This window comes from Ideonella sp. (assembly GCF_044358605.1).
Lineage (GTDB): Bacteria > Pseudomonadota > Gammaproteobacteria > Burkholderiales > Burkholderiaceae_C > Ideonella.
In genome coordinates, this window is record NZ_JBIKNQ010000014.1 from 1 (window position 1) to 18179 (window position 18179).

Below are 18179 nucleotides of genomic sequence, written 5' to 3' on the forward strand. Positions count from 1 at the left end.
ATCGATGAAATTCGGGCTCGATTTCCCGCATCACGAAACGCACTCAACTCAGACTTTAAGTCGGGCGCCAAAGCTGCATGATCAAGGCGGTTTTTCAGCAGCCTGCTAGAGCAGTACGAGATCCTCTTCGAGAACGAACGCTGGTGGGTGGCCCTGCGCAACCTGGCGGTGTTTGGCGGCTTGTTCATTGGCGGGGGCATGGCGGTGGGCCTGCTGCTGGCTGTTCTGCTGGACCAAAAAATCCGCGCCGAAGGCCTGCTGCGCACCATTTACCTCTACCCCATGGCGCTGAGCTTCATCGTCACGGGCACGGCCTGGAAGTGGATGCTCAACCCCGGCCTGGGACTGGAGCACCTGATGCACCAATGGGGCTTAACCGAATTTGAGTTCGGCTGGCTGGTGGACCCCGACATGGCCATCTACTGCGTGGCGATTGCCGGCATCTGGCAATCAGCCGGCTTTGTGATGGCGCTGTTCCTGGCCGGATTGCGCGGCATTGACGACAGCATCATCAAAGCCGCTCAGGTGGACGGCGCCAGCTTGCCCAAGATCTACTGGCGCATCCTCATCCCCACGTTAAGGCCGGTGTTCTTCAGCACGCTGATGGTGGTGTCTCACCTGGCCATCAAGAGCTTTGACCTGGTGATGGCGCTCACTGCGGGTGGCCCCGGCTATGCCACAGACCTGCCCGCCACCTTCATGTACACCATGGCGTTTTCACGCGGCCAGATTGGCCTGGGGGCTGCCAGCGCCACCGTGATGCTGGCCACCGTGGCCGCCATCGTGGTGCCTTACCTCTACTCAGAACTGCGGGTGAAGAAATGAGCGCGCCCTCCACCCTGTCGCCCCGCTTGAGCCTGGGCCGCGTCCTGCTGTTCGCGGCGTTGGGCGTGTTTGCCTTGTTCTTCTTGACGCCGCTCTACGTGATGCTGGCCACCTCGTTCAAAACCATGGACGAGATCCGTGAAGGCACGCTGCTGTCGCTGCCCGCCAGCCCCAGCTTTGCGGCTTGGGCCACGGCCTGGAGCAGTGCCTGCACTGGCACCGACTGCGGCGGCCTCAAGCCCTTCTTCATGAACTCGGTGCTGATGGTGCTACCTGCGGTGCTGACCTCCACCCTGATCGGCGCACTCAACGGCTACGTGCTGTCGAAGTGGAAGTTCAAGGGCAGTGAGTTCATGTTTGCCTTGCTGCTGTTCGGGGTCTTCATGCCCATGCAAGTGGTGCTGCTGCCCATGAGCCAGGTGCTGGGCTGGCTGGGCATTGCCAGCTCGGTCTGGGGCCTGATCTTTGTGCATGTAATTGCGGGCATTCCCAGCACCACGCTGTTCTTTCGCAATTACTACGTGGGCTTGCCCGATGAGCTGATCAAGGCCGCGATGCTGGACGGTGCCAACTTCTGGCAGATCTTCTGGCGCATCGTGTTGCCGCTGTCCACGCCCATCTTGGTGGTCACGCTGATCTGGCAGTTCACCAACATCTGGAACGACTTCCTCTATGGCGTGGTCTTCTCGGGCGCCGACAGCAAGCCCATCACCGTGGGCCTGAACAACCTGGCCAACACCTCCAGCAGCGTCAAGGAATACAACGTGGACATGGCCGCCGCCATGATCGCCGCGCTGCCCACGCTGTTCGTCTACATCGTTGCGGGCAAGTACTTTGTCCGCGGTCTGACCGCCGGTGCGGTCAAAGGCTGAGAGTATTTATGAGTGCATTGACCATTCAAGACGTCCGCAAGTCCTATGGCGCGGTGGACATCCTCAAGGGCATCAACATCCACATTGAGGCCGGTGAGTTCCTCATCCTCGTCGGGCCTTCGGGCTGTGGCAAGTCCACCTTGCTGTCCATGATTGCCGGGCTGGATGTGCCCACCTCGGGCACCATCCGCCTGGGCGAGCGGGACATCACCCACCTGCCCAGCAAGGACCGCGACATTGCCATGGTGTTCCAGAGCTATGCGCTCTACCCGAACATGAACGTGGCGCAGAACATTGCCTTCGCGCTGGAGATGCGCAAGGTGCCCAAAGCCCAGCGCGACGCTGCGGTGCAGCGGGTCTCGGAGATGCTGCAGATCGGCCACTTGCTGGACCGCAAACCCGGCCAGCTCTCCGGCGGCCAGCGCCAGCGCGTGGCCATGGGCCGCGCCTTGGCCCGCGACCCCAAGCTCTTTTTGTTTGACGAGCCACTCTCCAACCTCGACGCCAAGCTGCGGGTGGAGATGCGCGCCGAGATCAAGCGCCTGCATCAGCGCACCAAGACCACCACCGTCTACGTCACCCACGACCAGGTCGAAGCCATGACCTTGGGCGACCGCATCGCCGTGATGAAGGACGGCCAGGTGCAGCAGTTCGGCAGCCCCGATGACATCTACAGCCGCCCCGCCACCCGTTTTGTGGCCGAGTTCATTGGCTCACCGGCGATGAACCTGGTGACGGCCCAGCGCCAGGGCCAGGCCCTCAGCGCCCACGGCCTAGCGCTGCCGCTGAATGGTTTTCAGCAGGCCGCCTTGGGCCAGGCGGGCGAGGTGCTCTACGGCATCCGCCCCGAGCATCTGCAGCTCAGCGCGGCCGGCGCCAGCGGCAGCCTGCCCGGCACACTGGCCATGCTGGAGCCCACCGGCCCCGAGACCTATGCGCTGGTGGACACGCCGCTGGGCACGCTCACCGCCCGCGTGCCGGGCACGGTGGCACAAAAGGTGGGCGAGGCCGTCAGCCTGGCCTGGGCCGCTGAAGCGGCGCATCTTTTTGACGCCAAGACGGAACAGCGTTTGGCTTGAGTTTGAAAGAGCGCTAAGCCGCCCTTGCGCCTTTACAGTGGCGCATTCCCGTCACGCTGCCACTGCCATGACCCTGCCGCACCTGCCGCCCTTGCCCAACGTCCGTGACCCTGCCGTGCTGCGCCAGCACGTCTGGGACACCCTGACCTTCTACGATGGGCGCTGTGTGGACGAGAGCGGCGGGCTGTTTCAGTTCTTCAAAGACGACGGCACGGTCTATGACCGGCACACGCGGCACCTGGTCAGCTCCACCCGCTATGTGCTGACCTTTGCCCAAGCCGCGCGCCGCTACCCGCAGCACCCGCGCGCCAGCGCTTGGCTGGAGACCGCCCGCCACGCCCTGCGCTTTGTGCAGCAAGCCCACTGGCGGCCCGAGACGGGCGGCTATGCCTGGCTGCTGCGCTGGCAAGACGGGCGGGCTGAGGTGTTGGACGCCACCCACCACTGCTACGGCCTGGCCTTTGTGCTGCTGGCCCATGCCCACGCGCTGCAGGCCGGTATCACTGAGGCCCGCGACGGCCTGGCGGCCACGTTTGCGCTGATGGAGCAGCGCTTCTGGGAGCCCGACCAAGGCCTGTATGCCGACGAGGCCACCCCAAATTGGCAGGTGCAGCCTTATCGCGGCCAGAACGCCAATATGCATGCCTGCGAGGCCATGCTGGCGGCGTATGAAGCCACGGGCGAGGCGCCCTATTTGGAGCGGGCTTACACCTTGGCCGAGTCGGTCACGGTGCGTCTGGCCGCGCACGCCCAAGGCGGCATCTGGGAACACTACCGACGAGAAGCTGGCGGCCCCTGGCAGCCGGACTGGGACTACAACCGCCACGACAAAACCAATATCTTTCGGCCCTGGGGCTTTCAAACCGGCCACTTCACCGAGTGGACCAAGCTGCTGCTGAACCTAGAGCGTGACCTGCGCGCGGCGGGTGACGCGCGTGGCCAAGCCCCCTGGCTGCTGCACCGCGCGCAAGGCCTGTTCGACGCCGCCTGGACGCACGGCTGGGACGCCGAGCACGGCGGCCTAGTCTACGGCTTTGCGCCCCAGGGCAGCCCCGCCACCGACACAGCACAACACGTGTGCGACGGCGACAAATACCACTGGGTGCAGGCCGAAAGCCTGGCCGCGGCTGCCGTGTTGGCCACCCGCACGGGCGAGGCGCGCTACTGGCAAGCCTATGAGCAACTCTGGGCCTATGTGTGGACGCATTTTGTGGACCACCAGCACGGGGCTTGGTTCCGCATCTTGGGCCCAGCCAATCAGAAGCTGACGAACGAGAAGAGCCCAGCAGGCAAGGTGGACTATCACAATATGGGCGCCTGCCATGAAGTGATGGACGCACTGAGGCAGCAGGCCTAACAGACGGTGTTTTGGCGCCTTTTTGCGCCAAACACCACGCACCGAAGCCGGGCACCATCGCAAGAGGAAGACTCCAACACCCGGAGGCATTGGTGTATGGAGTGGCCACTTGCTAAGGAACTCTATGGCTGCTATCACTGCGACTCTGTTGCGCCCAGGCACTTACTTGATGCGGCGCTTGCGCATGCGCACTAAGCTGTCCGTGATGGCTTTGATGCTGTGTGTGCCCTTGGCCCTGCTGATGGCCCACAACATGATCCGGGCACAGCAGGAGCTACACGGCACACAGGCCCGGCTTGCAGGCGCACGGCTGCTGCCGGGGCTGATCGCCATGGGAGTCGATATACAGACCCTGCGCGCGCTGAACCAGCGCGCCTCGTCTAGCGACACAGCCGCAGTGGCTCCCCGTGATGAAGCCCGAAAACGCCTACAGGCCAGCGTAGCGGCGCTTGATGCGGAGTTCAACCACCCCCTGCCCTTCGCCCTCCAAGATGCCTGGGCCCCTGTCCGAGACGGCGCTTTGGCCCTGGCAGAGGGCAAGATCCCTCAGCGCCGAGACGAGGCCTTCCAAGCCCACACCGTTCAGATTGAGAAGCTGCGCCAGTTGGTGCATGTGGCGGCCGAACGCTCAGGGCTGGTGCTGGATCCGGACGCCAAGAGCTACTTCCTGATGGACTTGGTGGTCGAGCGCGCTCTGCCCTGGACAGAGACCATTGCGCAGGCCATGGGCCAAGGCGCTGGTGTGCTGGCGCGCGGCGAGGCCACCAAGGTCGAACGCGCCTCGATCCTTGGCCGTGCGGAAGCCTTGGAAACACAGTTGGCAGACATGAGCTACCGCCAGGGTGCCATCGAGCGCTCGGGCGCTTCGGTCCCCGCGAGTTGGAGCAACAGCTTGCAGCAAGGCAAGGCTTACATGGACAAGGTCCGCGAAGTCATTGGTGCCGAAGCCATTGTGGGTGAACCCGGCCCGTACTTCGACCAAGGGGCCAAGGCGCTCCAAGTGGCTCTTGAATTGAACCAACACCTGGTGACCCAATTGCTGGCGACGCTGGAAGCGGGCGAGCAGCGCCTGAAGCTGGAACTGGCCGCGCAGATTGCGCTGGCCGTGGCTGGTGTGGTGCTGATGAGCTATCTGGGCCTGGCCTTCTTCCGCAGCTTCGTAGGCTCGCTGAAGGCGCTGCACCGTGGCGTGATGGCTGTGGCCTCAGGAGATCTCTCCCATAGAGTGGAAATTAAAGGCAAAGACGAGCTGGCCGAGATCGGTGCCGTGCTGGAGGCCATGGGCGAGCGGCTCTCCTCCATGGTGGCGGAGATTCGCAGCAGTGCGGTGCGCGTGGGCCTCTCGGGCCAACAAGTGGCCCAAAGCGGCGACGCTTTGGCCCAACGCACCGACGCGCAGGCCACCAGCCTGCACCAGACCGTGCAGACCGTGACCGACCTGACCGACGCGGTGGCACAAAACGCCAGTGCCGCGCAAACCTTGGACTCGCTGACGGGCCGCCTGCGTGAAGAGGCCGAGGCCGGCGGTGTAGCCATGCAAGAAACCGTGGGTGCCATGACGGAGCTGGAATCCAGCTCACGCCGCGTGGGCGAGATCATTGGCACGATTGACGGTATCGCCTTCCAAACCAATATCCTGGCCTTGAACGCGGCTGTTGAAGCGGCCCGCGCGGGCGAGGCCGGACGTGGCTTTGCCGTGGTGGCCAGCGAAGTGCGCCAACTGGCGCAACGCAGTGCTGCGGCGGCCGGTGAGATCCGCCAATTGATTGGGCAATCGAGCGAGCATGTCAGCCAATCGGTGCAGCGCATTCAGCGCGCCAGCGGCACGCTGGGGGCGGTGGTGCATGGCGTGCGCGATGTCTCGGGCCGTCTGCGCGACATTGCTCAGGCCAGCTCGCGGCAAAGCGCCGGCTTGGAACAAGTGGCTCGCAGCATTGACGGCTTGGACGAGATCACCCGCCAGAACAAAGAGATGGTGACCGAATCTTCCGTGGCATCTCAAGAATTGGTGACCCGCGCTGGCGCGCTGAGCCAAGCCGTGGCGGCCATCCGCCTGCGCCAAGGCAGTGCCGACGAAGCCCGCGATATGGTGAAGAAGGCGCTGAACCTCATCAAGACCCAGGGCATGGACAACGCCTTTGGCACCTTCCGCACCGCCAGCGCTGGCTTTGTGGATCGCGATCTCTACATTTTTGTGGTGGATCGGGAAGGCCGCTATGTGGTGCATGCCGCCAAGAAGGCCATGGAAGGCCATCGCGTGCATGAAGTGCCGGGCATTGACGGCGACCGCTTCACCCGCGAAGCCTGGGAGGCCACTCAAAGCAATCACTGGGTGGAGTACAACATCGTCAATCAGTCCAATGGCCAGGTGCAGCCCAAGGCCAGCTATGTGGTGGCGCTGAATGACAAGTGGCTGATCGGCTGCGGCATCTACCGTGTCGGCAGTTGATGTCAGGCCAGCCCGTCCCACAGCAGCTTGCAGCCCGTGGCCGCCATGCCCGCATAAAACAGGCGGTAAAACCAAGTGGGGTTGACCCGCTGCACAAAGCGCAGGCCCAGCCACACGCCCAAGGGCGCAAAGGGCGCCAGCGCCAGTGAGGTGGCGAGGTTGGTAGTGTCAATCAAGCCCAGCCAGGCATAGGGCGCCCACTTTGAGGCATTGATGACGGCAAACAGCACCGCCATCGTGGCCGTGAACACCACCGGCGCCAGGCGCATGGGCAGCACATAAAAGCTCACCGGCGGCCCGCCCGCATGGGCCACAAAGCTGGTGAAGCCTGAAGTGACCCCGAGCACAAAGCCCAGCCAGCGCGGCGGCGGTGGCGCATCAGCGCGGGGCGGCAAGGCCAGCCGAATGGCCAAAAACAGCAAGGTGATGCCCCCCACCACGGCGGCCACGATCTTGGCGCTGAGCACCCCGAACAGCACCGTGCCCACCACCGTGCCCAACAGCCCCGCAGGCAGCAGCAGGCGCAACAGCCGCCAATCGGCCTGACGAACCAAGGCCATCAAGCCCATGGCGTCCATGATGGCCAGCAGCGGCAGCATGATGGCCGCTGCCTGGGGCACCGGGATGGCTAAGGCCATCAAAGGCACCGCCAGGGCGCCAAAGCCCGCACCAAAGCCGCTTTTGGACAAGCCCATCAGCACCACGGCCGGAATGGCCACGGCGTAAAACTGCCAATCGGTGATCAAGCGGAGGTGCTCGGTTGGGAAGAGTCGACAATTCTCGGATGTTCCAGCCCTCACAAAACGACGTTCGCCGTTTCTTTTGCGACACCTTTGCCAAGCAGCGCCAGGGCCAGCCCATGGCGCCCATTGAGGTGCTGGCCGCCGCTTGGATGGACGAGCACCCCGAATACCACGCCGACTTGGCCGATGTGGAGGCCGCACTGGCTGCGGTTTACACGGTGGACGACGGCCGCATCAACCCGTTTTTGCACCTGTCCATGCACCTGACCATCAGCGAGCAGGTCTCCATCGACCAGCCGCGTGGCATTCGGCAAGCAGTGGAGTTGCTGGCCGCCAAACGCAACTCCTTGCATGAGGCCCAGCACGAGGTCATGGAGTGCTTGGGCGAGATGATCTGGCAATCGCAGCGCAGCGGCCAACCCCCCGATGGGCTGGCCTATCTGGACGCGGTGCGGCGCCGGGCCACGCGCTGAGTCTGCCTACCCTCAGGGTGCAAGGGCGCCGATGGCAAACACGGTGGCGAACATCAGCACTTGCAAGGTGGCGTGCAGCACGAAGACCAACGCGCTACTGCCAAAGGCCGACAGCCAGTTGCGAGCATAAACACGTTTGATGGCGAGCAGCGGATACACCACGATCCACGGGGCCACCACCCAGGCCACTGCCGAGACAGGAATCATCAGCAGAAGCAAGCCCAGATAAAAGAAGGCGTGCAGGTGCATGGCGAACACGAAGTGAGCACCATAGGAATAGCGGCGCCACCAAAACACCAACGACAAAATGCCGGCAAAGAACGGCAGCGAACACAGTACGGCATAGGGCATCATCCCACGCACTTTTGCCTTGAGCCGCTCAAACTCCGCCGACGAATCTTTCTCCCAGCGTTGGTTGGCCGCTTCCAGTTGGGGGCGCAGCCAAGCGGGAGCGTCATCAAGCTCCACCCCGAACTTCGTGGTCGCTACATCGTCCTGAGATTTGGTCTGGGACAGACTGGTTCCGCCCACCACCACCGATCCCCCACCCAATTTAAATGTCGCCGCGGCCGGTGTACTGGCCGCCGAAGGACCCGACACCACGGCCTCTTCGCGCAGTACGCTCTCTATCTCAGCCGAACTGGACTCATCTTCCGGACTGCTCGGCACGAGCTTCACCAATAAGAAGAATACAAAGCCCAAGGTGAGCAGTAAGCGCAGAGGCAAGACGTAACGTGCCTTGCGTCCGGCCAAATACTCCACCGTCAGGAAGCCCGGTCGAAAGGCCAAACCCTTGAGCGAGCGCCACAGCGTGCCCTCCAGCGCCACATAGTGCGCCACGAACTCATGCACAAACTCGAACAGGCTGGGCGGGTGATTGGCGGTGTCTTGGCCGCAAGCGTGGCAAAACTTGGCCTCGGGCGCCAAAGGCGTGGCGCAGTTCAGGCAATGGTCGGATGCGCCGTGATGGGCCACCTCTGAAGTGGGTGATGATGAGGAAGACATAGCGCGCGAGTCGGCCGGGCCACAGCACCCCAGCCCCTAAACCGTGAAGCTGACAATTATCGCCGCGTCAGGGTGGGCTGTAGTAAGCCCCAAACTGGCCGCCACCGGCAAAAGGCAATCTGCCCAGCATGTCTGGTGTGCCCGGTGAGATGGACCAACCGGGCTGGCTGGGGCGCTTGAGCAGCCGCAGCCCGTCGCTGCCCTTGCCCGGTGCACCTGGGTTGGCAAGGCTCGGCACTTCCACTGCGTTGCCGCCGCCATAAGCGCTCATGCCGGTCACGCGGTCGATGTCGGCCACGGTGCTATAGCCCACACCGCGCCACAGCAAGTTGGCGCCGCCACCGCCATTGAAGAACAGGTTCGGGTAGAGCGCATTGCTATGGCGTGCCGGGTCGCTGAAATCCGGTGTGGCGCCAATCGCAGGCACCGCAGCCTGGGTGCTGTAGATCAGGTTGCCGTAAATGAAATTGCCGCCGCTGCGGCCAGCGGGCACCGGCAGCCAGCCCAGGCATTGACCGAAGTCGTCGTTGTTGTAGCAAACGCTGGTGTTGCTGGCCAAACCGATCTCGGCCCGAAGCACGCCTGGGAAACGCAGGCGGTTGGTGTCGGTGGCATTGCCACCCACGGTGTTGGCCACGATGTAATTGCCGCGCCCCACCAGCAGGCTGATGCCCGCTCCGGCATTGCCCTAGGCCACATTGAAGGCCACGATGTTGTAGTCGCAGAAATGATCGACCTGGATGCCGTTGCCGTCGGCCTGCTGGCTGTCTTGCTGGCCATTCACATAGTTGTAGGCCACCAGGTTGCCATCGCAATCGGGGCCAGCGTTGTCACTCGGGCTGAAGAGGTGGATGCCCGAGGTACCCCCCACCAAAGCGCCATTGCCCAAAACTTGGTTGCGCTCGATCGACCAATACGAGGCCTCTGACGACACGCCATGGCGGCCATTGCCCATCACCGTGTTGCCGGTGAAGTAGGACCCAATGGCATTGGTGCTGGGGTTCAGCCCTGATGGGCCAATCGCCGCCCCGTTGCCCCGGTTGTTGACCAAGACGTTGTCCGGCCCAATCATCAAACGCGGCCCAGCCGCTGGGGTGATGTTGAGCCCATTGATCGCAGCATCGTGGATGCGGTTGGTCTTCAGGACGATGTCGCTGCTGCCACCATCAATGACCACGCCGTGGCGGCCCGGGCGCGGGTCGGTGATGTCCAAGCCGGACACCTGTACATGCTGCGTGCCGTTGGTGATGTTCAGGCCTTGGCCCAGCTTGACCACTTGGTTGGCCGCCGCCATCACCTTGATCGGGGCCGCAGCTGTGCCGCGCGCGCCGTCGATGTTCAAGGCCGGCGCGCCGCTCAAGGCGCCTGTGGGCAACCATGCCGCGCCATTGGCGGCAGGATAGATCACCAAGACATCGCCGGGCTGGAAAAAGCTCCAACGACCCGCCAAGCTGACGGTACGACCATTCACCATGGTGCTGCCCATGGGGTTGGTGAAGCAGTTCGCCACCCCCGCACAAGATGGCCGCACCGACCACTCGGTGGCCAGTGCCACAGTGCTACCCAATAGAGCCCAGCACACCAATCCCAATGCAGGTGCTCGCATGCGTATTCCCCTCGACGACCTCTCGGCTTCTGTGAGCCTTGTGGAGTGATCCCAGCTGATCCCACAAGCAGCATAGACAGGATCTACACCCTCCTGGGTTTTATTCGCTACCGCTCGGCTTGAAGTACATAGTTTGTTGGTCGTGCGCAGCGGTGGTCAGGACAGGCTGTGGGGTGTCAACGACGACGCCGCGCACTACTTGGCATCCCGGCGTCAGGCAGTTCGGCGATCATTCGGGCCATGCGCCTTCAATTGCTGTCCGACCTTCACCTCGAAACCGAGACTTATGCCCCCGAACCCGCCCCAGGCGCAGAAGTGTTGGTGCTGGCCGGGGACATCGACACCCGCTGGGACGCACTGGCGCTGTTCAAAGACTGGCCGGTGCCTGTTTTGATGGTGGCCGGTAACCACGAGTTTGACGGCCGAGAGCTGGATGAAGCGTGGCCGGCCTTGCGGGCGCGATGCGAGGCGCTGGGCCTGCAGCTCTTGGAGCAATCCACCACCGTCTTGAGCGGTGACGACGGCCGCCGCATCCGCTTTTGCGGCACGGTGCGCTGGAGCGACTTTGACCTCTTTGGTGCTGGCCAGCGCGAGCGCGCCATGCGTGCGGCGGGCTACTTCCAACGGGTAATGAACAGCCGCTGGCGCGGCGCGCCCTTTGATGCCGCCGCTGTGCGAGAGGCCGGCCTGCAATGCCGAGCCTGGCTGGAGCAGACACTCTGCGAGCCAGCCCAAGCCCGCTGGGACGCGACCTGCGTCATCACCCACTTTGCGCCCAGCCTGCGCAGCGCCGATCCGCGCTTTGGCAAACAGCCCGGCACGGCCAGCTTTTGCTGCGCCGACGACGACCTGATCCCCCGGGCGGACCTGTGGCTGCACGGCCACCTGCACTGCCGCCATGACTACAGCCTGCCTCGCGCGGGGCAAGCGCCGGCGCGCGTCGTGTGTCAGGCGCGCGGCTTGGCCCGCAAAGGCGAGGCCGAGGGCTGGGACGGGCTCAAGCTGATCACGGTGTAGCGAGCCTGCTGCGTGTGGCAACCCACATTCGGCAAGTGCCGCCCCAAGCTATGCTTGGCTTGATGTAAGGCAAGCCCTGAGCCGACGAGGCTGCCACACTGATCACATTCACCTCAAGGAGACCCCCATGAAGATTCTCGTCGCCGCCGATGGCAGCCCCTACACCAAGCGCATGCTGGCCTATTTGGCCGCCCATGACGAATGGCTGGGTGCGCACCATGAATACACCGTGGTGCACACCGTGCCCGCCATTCCCGCCCGCGCCGCCGCCGCCTTGGACAAGGCCTTGTTGAAGTCCCACTATGACGACGAGGCGGAAAAGGTCTTCAAGCCCATCCGCACCTTCTTCACCAAGCAGCGCATTCAAGCCAGCTATGTCTCCAAGGTGGGTAATGCGTCCGACGTGATTTCATCCACCGCCGACAAAGGCAAGTTTGACCTGCTGATCATGGGCTCGCACGGCCACAGTTCGCTGGCCAACTTGGTGATGGGCTCGGTGGCCACCAAGGTCCTGGCCCACTGCAGCACACCGGTCTTGTTGGTGCGCTGAGCGCTCAGTACTTCAAAGCCGTGCTCTTGCCCCAAAACACACGGTAGGCAAACACCGTGTAGGCGATGATGACGGGCAACACAATGACGGTGCCGTAGAAAATCACCTCCAAAGCCTCGGGCGCGCTGGCGGCATTCCAGACGGTGAGCTTGTCCACTACCAGCCAAGGGAACAGGCTGTAGCTCAAGCCATAAAAGGCCAACAGGAACACGCCAACGGTACTGGCAAAGGGCACCGCCACCCCGTACTGATTGTGTTGCGCGAGCCGAGTGGGCAAGCGCTTGAGGCTGCGGGCCATCACCACGAACAGCGCCACCGTCATGGCGGGGATGGGCAAGAGCAGCATCACATTGGGGAAGCTGAACCACTTGTCGAAAATGCGTGGGCTGACCCAGGGCGTTGCCAATGAAATGGCGGCTACGCCCGCAGCGGTCAACCACAGGCTGGTTTGCGCCCAGCGCACGGCCTTGAGCTGCAGCGCCCCTTCTGTCTTCATGATGAGCCAGCCCGCCCCCAAAAGGCAGTAGGCTGCCACCAAGCACAGGCCGATCAGCACGCTGAACACCTGCGCGCCCCAATCCTTGTTGAAACCGGTGACCAAGCCTCCCAGCATGAAGCCTTGTGACCATCCGGCCAACAGCGACCCTGCATAGAACGCGCGGTCCCACAGCGGCTTGTGCTCGGCCTGGGCCTTCACTCGGAAGTCAAACGCCACGCCCCGCAAGGTGAGGCCGAACAGCATCAGGGCGACCGGCAAGTAAAGCGCCCCCAAGATGACACCATGGGCCAGCGGAAACGCCACCAGCAGGACGCCCACACCCAGCACCAACCAGGTTTCGTTGGCATCCCAGAAGGGACCGATGCTGGCAATCATGGTGTCCTTCTGCGCCTCATCATCGGCTCTGCGCAGCAGCACACCGACACCGAGGTCGTAGCCGTCCAAAATCACATAGGCCAACATGGCCAAGGCCATCACCAAGGCAAAGGCCAGGGGCAACCAGCCAGAGGGCTGGCTCAGATCCGGCAGGGTCAACACCTGCTGAGCGTCAAGCATGATGCGCCTCCATTTCAGTGGCGGCCGCCTTGCGCGCCAGATAGAACACCACCCTGACATAGGCGAACAACAAGACCGGATAGAGCGTCAGGTACATGGCCAGCGTCAGTGCGATGTTGCCAGCGGGTTGGGCGGAGGCGGCTTGCGCCGTCGTCAACACGCCCTGTACCAACCAAGGCTGTCGGCCGATCTCGGTCGTGTACCAACCAGCCAGCACGGCCACCCAACCCGAGAAGGTCATGGCGACCAACACACGGCTCATCCAGGGCTTGAGGCCCCCCTTGCGGACTTGCCACACCGACCACCAACTCACCACCAGCATCAAGAGCCCCACGCCCACCATCACCCGAAAGGCCCAGAACACCGGTGCCACGGGCGGGTGTTTGTCGCCGAATTCCTTGATGCCTTTGACTTCCCCATTCCAGTCATGCGTCAGGTAGAGCGAGGCCAGCTTGGGGATCGACACCTCCAACTTATTGCTTTGGCTGGCTTGGTCCGGCAGCGCAAACAAGACGGCAGGCGCGCCCTTTTGCGTCTCCCAAATCCCCTCCATGGCCGCCAGCTTGGCCGGTTGATGCTGGAGAGTGTTGAGCCCGTGCAGGTCGCCGACCACGATCTGTGCGGGGATCAGCAGCGCCGCCAACACCAAGCCTGTGCGCAAAACAGCTTGGGTAGCTTTGCTCTGATCGCCTCGCAAACTGCGGTAGGCGCTGAGACCGGCGAGCAGAAAAGCCACCGTCAACCCCGAGGCGATCAGCATGTGCGCCATGCGATACGGAAAAGAGGGATTGAAGATCACCTGCAGCCAACTGGTCACGTGGGCCTGACCGTTGATCATCTCGAAACCAGCGGGCGTGTGCATCCAGGAGTTGAGGGCCAGTATCCAGAAGGCCGACGCGGTGGTGCCAGCGGCCACCAAAAATGTCGCCAAGGTGTGGACCCGCTCGCTGACACGCCCTCGGCCAAACAGCATGATGCCCAGCATGGTGGCCTCGAGAAAGAAGGCCGTGAGCACCTCATAGGCCAGGAGTGGCCCGGCAACGTTGCCCACCGTGGTCATGAACCCCGGCCAGTTGGTGCCAAACTGAAAACTCATGGTGATGCCGCTGACCACGCCCAAGGCAAAGGTCAGTGCAAAGACCTTGACCCAGAACTGGTAGGCGTCCATCCAGTGGGACTGCCGGGTCTTGTTGAAGCGGTACTTGAAGAAAAGCAGCACCCAGCCCATGGCGATGCTGATGGTGGGAAACAGGATGTGAAAGCTGATGTTGGCCGCGAACTGGATGCGCGCCAGGACCACCGGGTCAAAGCTGTCCATCATCGCCTCCGCTGACCCGTCCCCCAGACCCGGCAGGGCTTTGCTTGGCGGGCTCCAGTGCGGACTTGCCGGTGAAGACCTGCTTCACACGGTCCTTCATCTCCAGCAGCTTTTGCACTTGAGAGCCCATCTTCATCAGGCTGGCCAGGGTGTCAGAGTCCAGTTTCTCCACATCGTCGAGCCAGTCCGTCATCATCTCGATGAAGCTGTGCATTTGCTTCATGCGCTCTTGGGCATGGATGTCCTCGGCCGCGCCGGGCTGCTCCATCAGCGCGTCGCGCAACATGCTCAGGGTCGGGTCAATCTCGCGCTTGCGCCGCTCGGCCGCCAGGGTGCGAAAGATGGTCCAGATGTCTTCGGGGGCCTGAAAGTACTCTCGCCTGTCATTGGGCTGGTGCAGAAGCCGCACCAGGTTCCAAGATTGCAACTCCTTGAGGCCCATGCTGACGTTGGAGCGCGAAAACCCCAACGCACCACCCACCTCGTCGGCGTTCAGCGGGCGGGACGAGACGTAGAGCAAGGCGTAGATCTGACCCACGGTGCGGTTGATGCCCCAGCGGCTGCCCATTTCGCCAAAGTGCAGCACGAAGCGCTGGGTGAGCGGAGGAAGATTCATGATTTCGGCCTTTCCTTGGATTTCAGGATTTTATGAAAACTCAGGAAATACCGAAAACCAAGGCCGCTAGACCTTCCAAGCCTCAAGGGCTTTGGTGCGAGCTAGGCCCTGGCGGGCCGCTTTGTCCTCACCCCTTCCAGGTGAAGGGAAACTTGAACTGGGCCCAAAAGCCATCGGGCACATAGTCGCCCACCACGCCGTATTGGTCGGGCCATTTGCGGTCAGCCTGCACGGCCGTGCCGAAGAGGTGGTCTAAAAAGGCAAAGTGAGCGGCGTAGTTGCGATCAATCGCTTCGGCATCTTGAGAGTGATGCCAGTGGTGGAAATTGGGGGTGACGATCACATAGCGCAGCGGCCCCAGGCGCACGCTGACGTTGGCATGGTTGAACACCGCCTGGAAGCCCACCACCACCACATAGGCGTCGATCACCTCTTTGGAGAAGCCCAGCAGGAAGATCGGTGCCAGCACCGCCGTGCGGGTGATCAGCAGCTCCAGGATGTGCTGGCGTGAGCCCGCGATCCAGTCCATGCTCTTGACGCTGTGGTGCACCGCGTGGATACGCCACAACAGCGGCACCTCGTGATAAGCGCGGTGTGCCCAGTACTGCACCAGGTCTGCCACCAAGATGATCAGCAACAGCGCCGGCACAAAGGGCAGGTTCTGCACCCAGCCGCGAATACCGTCTTGCACCGCCCAGCCAAACAGCTTGTGCACCAGCAGGTTGGTGGCCAGCAAGATAAAGCCCACCACCATGTGGTTGACGATGAAGTGGGTCAGGTCCGTCTGCCACTCGGCGCGAAAGACCGGCTGGTCTTTGCGGAGCGCAAACAGCTTTTCGATGAAGATGAAGATCAGCGAGGACCCGAGCAGATCGAGGATGAACCAGTCCAGCCCGATATAGGGCGTGTGGTCAGGAAAGTCATTGACCATGACCTTGTGGCCGCCCAAAAACGCGGTCAAGGCCACCAGGGTGAAGGCCCCCAGGGACAACCAGCGCACACGGCCCAAGACGATGTTGAAGATAGCCAAGCCACCGGCGATCACCATGGCGCCGTACATCACTTGGCGGATCACCTCGACGCTGTAGTTCTTGCGCAGCTCAGGCGTGGTCAGGTACTGGGGGAAGTGAAAGGCCAGCACCCCCAAGAAGCACAAGATGCCCAGCACCAAGGCAATGGTGCCCGAGACCATGCCCTTGCCGGGCTTGAGCGGCCCGTGGGATTCAGCCAGTTGATTGAGTTTGTCCAGTGTGTCCATGCCACTCCCGCCCCTGTGTTTTGATTGAAGGGGGGATTATCGACAAGGAACACAGCGCAGGCGTCTGCCGGGCAGACCGCCTGCTGAAACAGACCTTCAGCTGCGGTCGCGGCGGAAGTTCCACACCCGCGCCTGGCGCTCAGCCTCGGCCACCTCAGCCGGGCTGGGCAGTGGCTCCAGAGGGCGCTGATCGAGGCAGTAGTCCATGCCAAAAGCCGTACCCATATCGCCCGCGTCAAATTCCGGCGCAGGGGCAGGATGACCCATCAAGCGGCGCAGAAAGCTGGGGCGGGACGGGGTGCTCATGGTGGTCTCCAATGCGTCTGTGGCTCTTGGAGTTTCGGCTCATTGGCTCCAACCATAAGCGCAGAGGAGTCGGGCTTTCACCCGCTTTTGCGGCTTTCTGCCAGAGGCTGTGGCGATAAACCGATACCAGCGGTGGCGGGCAGAGATGCGCCTGAATATCAGCATTGCTAATGAATATTGATTTAAATGAATCACACTTCATTTGGCGAGCGTTGCCGCACACAATCCGCCGCACCGTGACGCGCCCCGTCGGGCTCGGTCACCTCAACGCAACCAGAGCTCACCCATGAAAGTCATTGTTCTCGGCGCAGGCATCATTGGCATCAGCACCGCGTGGTACTTGAACCAACAAGGCCATGACGTCACCGTCGTAGACCGCCAAGCCGACGCTGCGCTTGAAACTAGCTTTGCCAATGGCGCCCAAATCTCGGTGAGCTTTTGCGAGCCCTGGGCCAATGCAGGCGCGCCGCTGAAGGTGGCCAAATGGCTGCTGCGTGACGACTCCCCGCTGCTGTTCCGCCCCCGGCTGGACCCGTACCAGTGGCGCTGGGGCGTGAAGTTCTTGACCCAATGCACCGACGCAGCCTTTGCCCGCAATGTGCAGCAACTGGTGGCGCTGGGCGCCTACAGCCATGAATCGCTGAAGAGCTTGGTGGCAGACACCGGCATCAGCTACAACCGGCTGGAAAAAGGCATCTTGCATTTCTTCTCGTCGGCGGCTGATTTTGAGGCCGGTGCCCAAGGCGCCGAATTGATGCGCCGCTACGGCGTGGACCGCCGGGTGCTGAGCCGCGAAGAGGTGCTGAAAGTGGAGCCTGCACTGGCCAGCTTTGGCAGCTACATCCACGGCGGCACCTACACGCCCAGCGACGAGTCGGGCGATGCCTGCACCTTCACGCAAAAGCTCGCCGCGCTGTGTGCCGCGCGGGGTGTCAAATTCCTCTGGGAGCACGACATTCTGGGTTTGAACACGGCGGGCGGCGAGATCAGCGGCGTGCGCGTGGTCAACCGCCAAACTGAACTCGGCAGCACCTTGCTGGCCGACCAGTATGTGGTGGCCATGGGCTCCTACAGCACCGCCTTGCTGCGCCCGGTAGGCGTGGACTTGGACATCTACCCCGCCAAGGGCTATTCCGCCACGCTGAAGCTCAAAAAGCCTGATCAAGCCAGCAGCGTCAGCCTCTTGGACGACACCCGCAAGATTGCCATTTCGCGCTTGGGCGACACCATCCGCATCGCCGGCACCGCCGAGATGGCCGGCTACGACACCCGCTTAGACACTGCCACCGCCCAGGTGCGCTGCGCCGCGCTGGTGCACCGCTACGAAGAATTGTTCCCTGGCGTGGCTGACACCAGCGAGCCTAATTTCTGGACCGGACTGCGCCCCAGCACACCCACCAACATCCCCTACATCGGCCGGGCCGATCGCCTGCCCAACCTATGGCTGAACGCGGGCCACGGCACGCTGGGTTGGACCCACGGTGCGGGCTCCGGCCGTGCATTGGCCGAGTTGATGATGGGCCAGCAGCCCCAGCTCCACTTTGGTTTCTGCGGCCCGCGTGCACCGCAGGCCCGCAGCCGCGTGGCCCTGTCCAACGCTTGAACGAGCGAGCCATTCACACGCAGGCTGCCTTCGCGGAGGTGGCCCGTT

The 18179-nt window shown here is 62.9% G+C and carries 17 protein-coding genes and 1 pseudogene; 9 read left to right on the forward strand and 9 right to left on the reverse strand.

The window, feature by feature from the left end:
- Window positions 1-105 precede the first annotated feature (105 nt).
- The 5 genes and pseudogenes from ACIQ3Q_RS06995 to ACIQ3Q_RS07015 all read left to right on the forward strand — a co-directional run.
- Window positions 106-825, forward strand: a pseudogene (locus ACIQ3Q_RS06995) (carbohydrate ABC transporter permease); the annotation flags it as partial.
- On the forward strand, window positions 822-1697 hold the full coding sequence (locus tag ACIQ3Q_RS07000; protein ID WP_396268307.1) for a carbohydrate ABC transporter permease: 876 nt from the start codon (window positions 822-824) through the stop codon (window positions 1695-1697). The pseudogene ACIQ3Q_RS06995 and the gene ACIQ3Q_RS07000, both read left to right, overlap by 4 nt.
- 8 nt (window positions 1698-1705) lie before the next feature.
- Window positions 1706-2776 (forward strand): ABC transporter ATP-binding protein, encoded by a 1071-nt coding sequence (locus ACIQ3Q_RS07005; protein WP_396268308.1) that lies wholly within the window; start codon window positions 1706-1708, stop codon window positions 2774-2776.
- Window positions 2777-2843: 67 nt separating this feature from the next.
- Window positions 2844-4133, forward strand: coding sequence for an AGE family epimerase/isomerase (locus ACIQ3Q_RS07010; protein ID WP_396268309.1), 1290 nt, complete (start codon window positions 2844-2846; stop codon window positions 4131-4133).
- 124 nt (window positions 4134-4257) lie between these two features.
- On the forward strand, window positions 4258-6582 hold the full coding sequence (locus ACIQ3Q_RS07015; RefSeq protein WP_396268310.1) for a methyl-accepting chemotaxis protein: 2325 nt from the start codon (window positions 4258-4260) through the stop codon (window positions 6580-6582).
- A gap of 2 nt (window positions 6583-6584) precedes the next feature.
- On the opposite strand, the gene ACIQ3Q_RS07020 is transcribed toward ACIQ3Q_RS07015, so the two are convergent.
- Window positions 6585-7328 carry a sulfite exporter TauE/SafE family protein gene (locus ACIQ3Q_RS07020; protein WP_396268311.1) on the reverse strand — a complete coding sequence of 248 codons (744 nt, stop codon included), beginning with the start codon at window positions 7326-7328 and terminating at the stop codon, window positions 6585-6587.
- Window positions 7329-7366: 38 nt separating this feature from the next.
- Between ACIQ3Q_RS07020 and ACIQ3Q_RS07025 the strand changes: the two genes are divergently transcribed.
- Window positions 7367-7798 carry a DUF1841 family protein gene (locus tag ACIQ3Q_RS07025; RefSeq protein ID WP_396268312.1) on the forward strand — a complete coding sequence of 144 codons (432 nt, stop codon included), beginning with the start codon at window positions 7367-7369 and terminating at the stop codon, window positions 7796-7798.
- Window positions 7799-7810: 12 nt separating this feature from the next.
- Here the strand turns inward: ACIQ3Q_RS07025 and ACIQ3Q_RS07030 are convergent, their stop codons facing one another.
- The 3 genes from ACIQ3Q_RS07030 to ACIQ3Q_RS07040 all read right to left on the reverse strand — a co-directional run bounded on the left by ACIQ3Q_RS07030 (window position 7811) and on the right by ACIQ3Q_RS07040 (window position 10409).
- Window positions 7811-8803 carry a DUF3667 domain-containing protein gene (locus ACIQ3Q_RS07030; protein WP_396268313.1) on the reverse strand — a complete coding sequence of 331 codons (993 nt, stop codon included), beginning with the start codon at window positions 8801-8803 and terminating at the stop codon, window positions 7811-7813.
- A 67-nt stretch (window positions 8804-8870) separates the two neighbouring features.
- A complete protein-coding gene (locus ACIQ3Q_RS07035) occupies window positions 8871-9461 on the reverse strand; it encodes a hypothetical protein (protein ID WP_396268314.1) in 591 nt (196 codons plus the stop codon).
- Between the two features lie 30 nt (window positions 9462-9491).
- Window positions 9492-10409: a right-handed parallel beta-helix repeat-containing protein gene (locus ACIQ3Q_RS07040; protein ID WP_396268315.1), complete on the reverse strand. Its 918-nt coding sequence runs from the start codon at window positions 10407-10409 to the stop codon at window positions 9492-9494.
- A gap of 240 nt (window positions 10410-10649) precedes the next feature.
- Here ACIQ3Q_RS07040 and ACIQ3Q_RS07045 point away from each other — a divergent pair, with 240 nt between their 5' ends.
- Both ACIQ3Q_RS07045 and ACIQ3Q_RS07050 read left to right on the forward strand, forming a co-directional pair.
- On the forward strand, window positions 10650-11426 hold the full coding sequence (locus ACIQ3Q_RS07045; RefSeq protein WP_396268316.1) for a metallophosphoesterase: 777 nt from the start codon (window positions 10650-10652) through the stop codon (window positions 11424-11426).
- Between the two features lie 127 nt (window positions 11427-11553).
- Window positions 11554-11976, forward strand: a complete 423-nt coding sequence (locus tag ACIQ3Q_RS07050; RefSeq protein ID WP_396268317.1) for a universal stress protein — start codon at window positions 11554-11556, stop codon at window positions 11974-11976.
- Between the two features lie 4 nt (window positions 11977-11980).
- Here the strand turns inward: ACIQ3Q_RS07050 and ACIQ3Q_RS07055 are convergent, their stop codons facing one another.
- From ACIQ3Q_RS07055 to ACIQ3Q_RS07075, 5 genes are all read right to left on the reverse strand, one after another.
- The gene (locus ACIQ3Q_RS07055; RefSeq protein WP_396268382.1) at window positions 11981-13012 is read right to left on the reverse strand and encodes a cytochrome d ubiquinol oxidase subunit II; all 1032 of its coding nucleotides are present in this window, start codon (window positions 13010-13012) and stop codon (window positions 11981-11983) included.
- Window positions 13013-13022: 10 nt separating this feature from the next.
- Complete coding sequence (locus tag ACIQ3Q_RS07060; protein WP_396268319.1) at window positions 13023-14351, reverse strand: cytochrome ubiquinol oxidase subunit I; 1329 nt, start codon at window positions 14349-14351, stop codon at window positions 13023-13025.
- Window positions 14335-14964, reverse strand: coding sequence for a GbsR/MarR family transcriptional regulator (locus ACIQ3Q_RS07065; protein WP_396268320.1), 630 nt, complete (start codon window positions 14962-14964; stop codon window positions 14335-14337). Before ACIQ3Q_RS07065 ends, ACIQ3Q_RS07060 begins: the two co-directional genes overlap by 17 nt.
- Window positions 14965-15091: 127 nt before the next feature.
- Window positions 15092-16222 (reverse strand): sterol desaturase family protein, encoded by a 1131-nt coding sequence (locus tag ACIQ3Q_RS07070; RefSeq protein ID WP_396268321.1) that lies wholly within the window; start codon window positions 16220-16222, stop codon window positions 15092-15094.
- 96 nt (window positions 16223-16318) lie between these two features.
- Window positions 16319-16528, reverse strand: a complete 210-nt coding sequence (locus ACIQ3Q_RS07075; protein WP_396268322.1) for a hypothetical protein — start codon at window positions 16526-16528, stop codon at window positions 16319-16321.
- Between the two features lie 286 nt (window positions 16529-16814).
- Between ACIQ3Q_RS07075 and ACIQ3Q_RS07080 the strand changes: the two genes are divergently transcribed.
- The gene (locus tag ACIQ3Q_RS07080) at window positions 16815-18131 is read left to right on the forward strand and encodes a D-amino acid dehydrogenase (RefSeq protein ID WP_396268323.1); all 1317 of its coding nucleotides are present in this window, start codon (window positions 16815-16817) and stop codon (window positions 18129-18131) included.
- Window positions 18132-18179 lie beyond the last annotated feature (48 nt).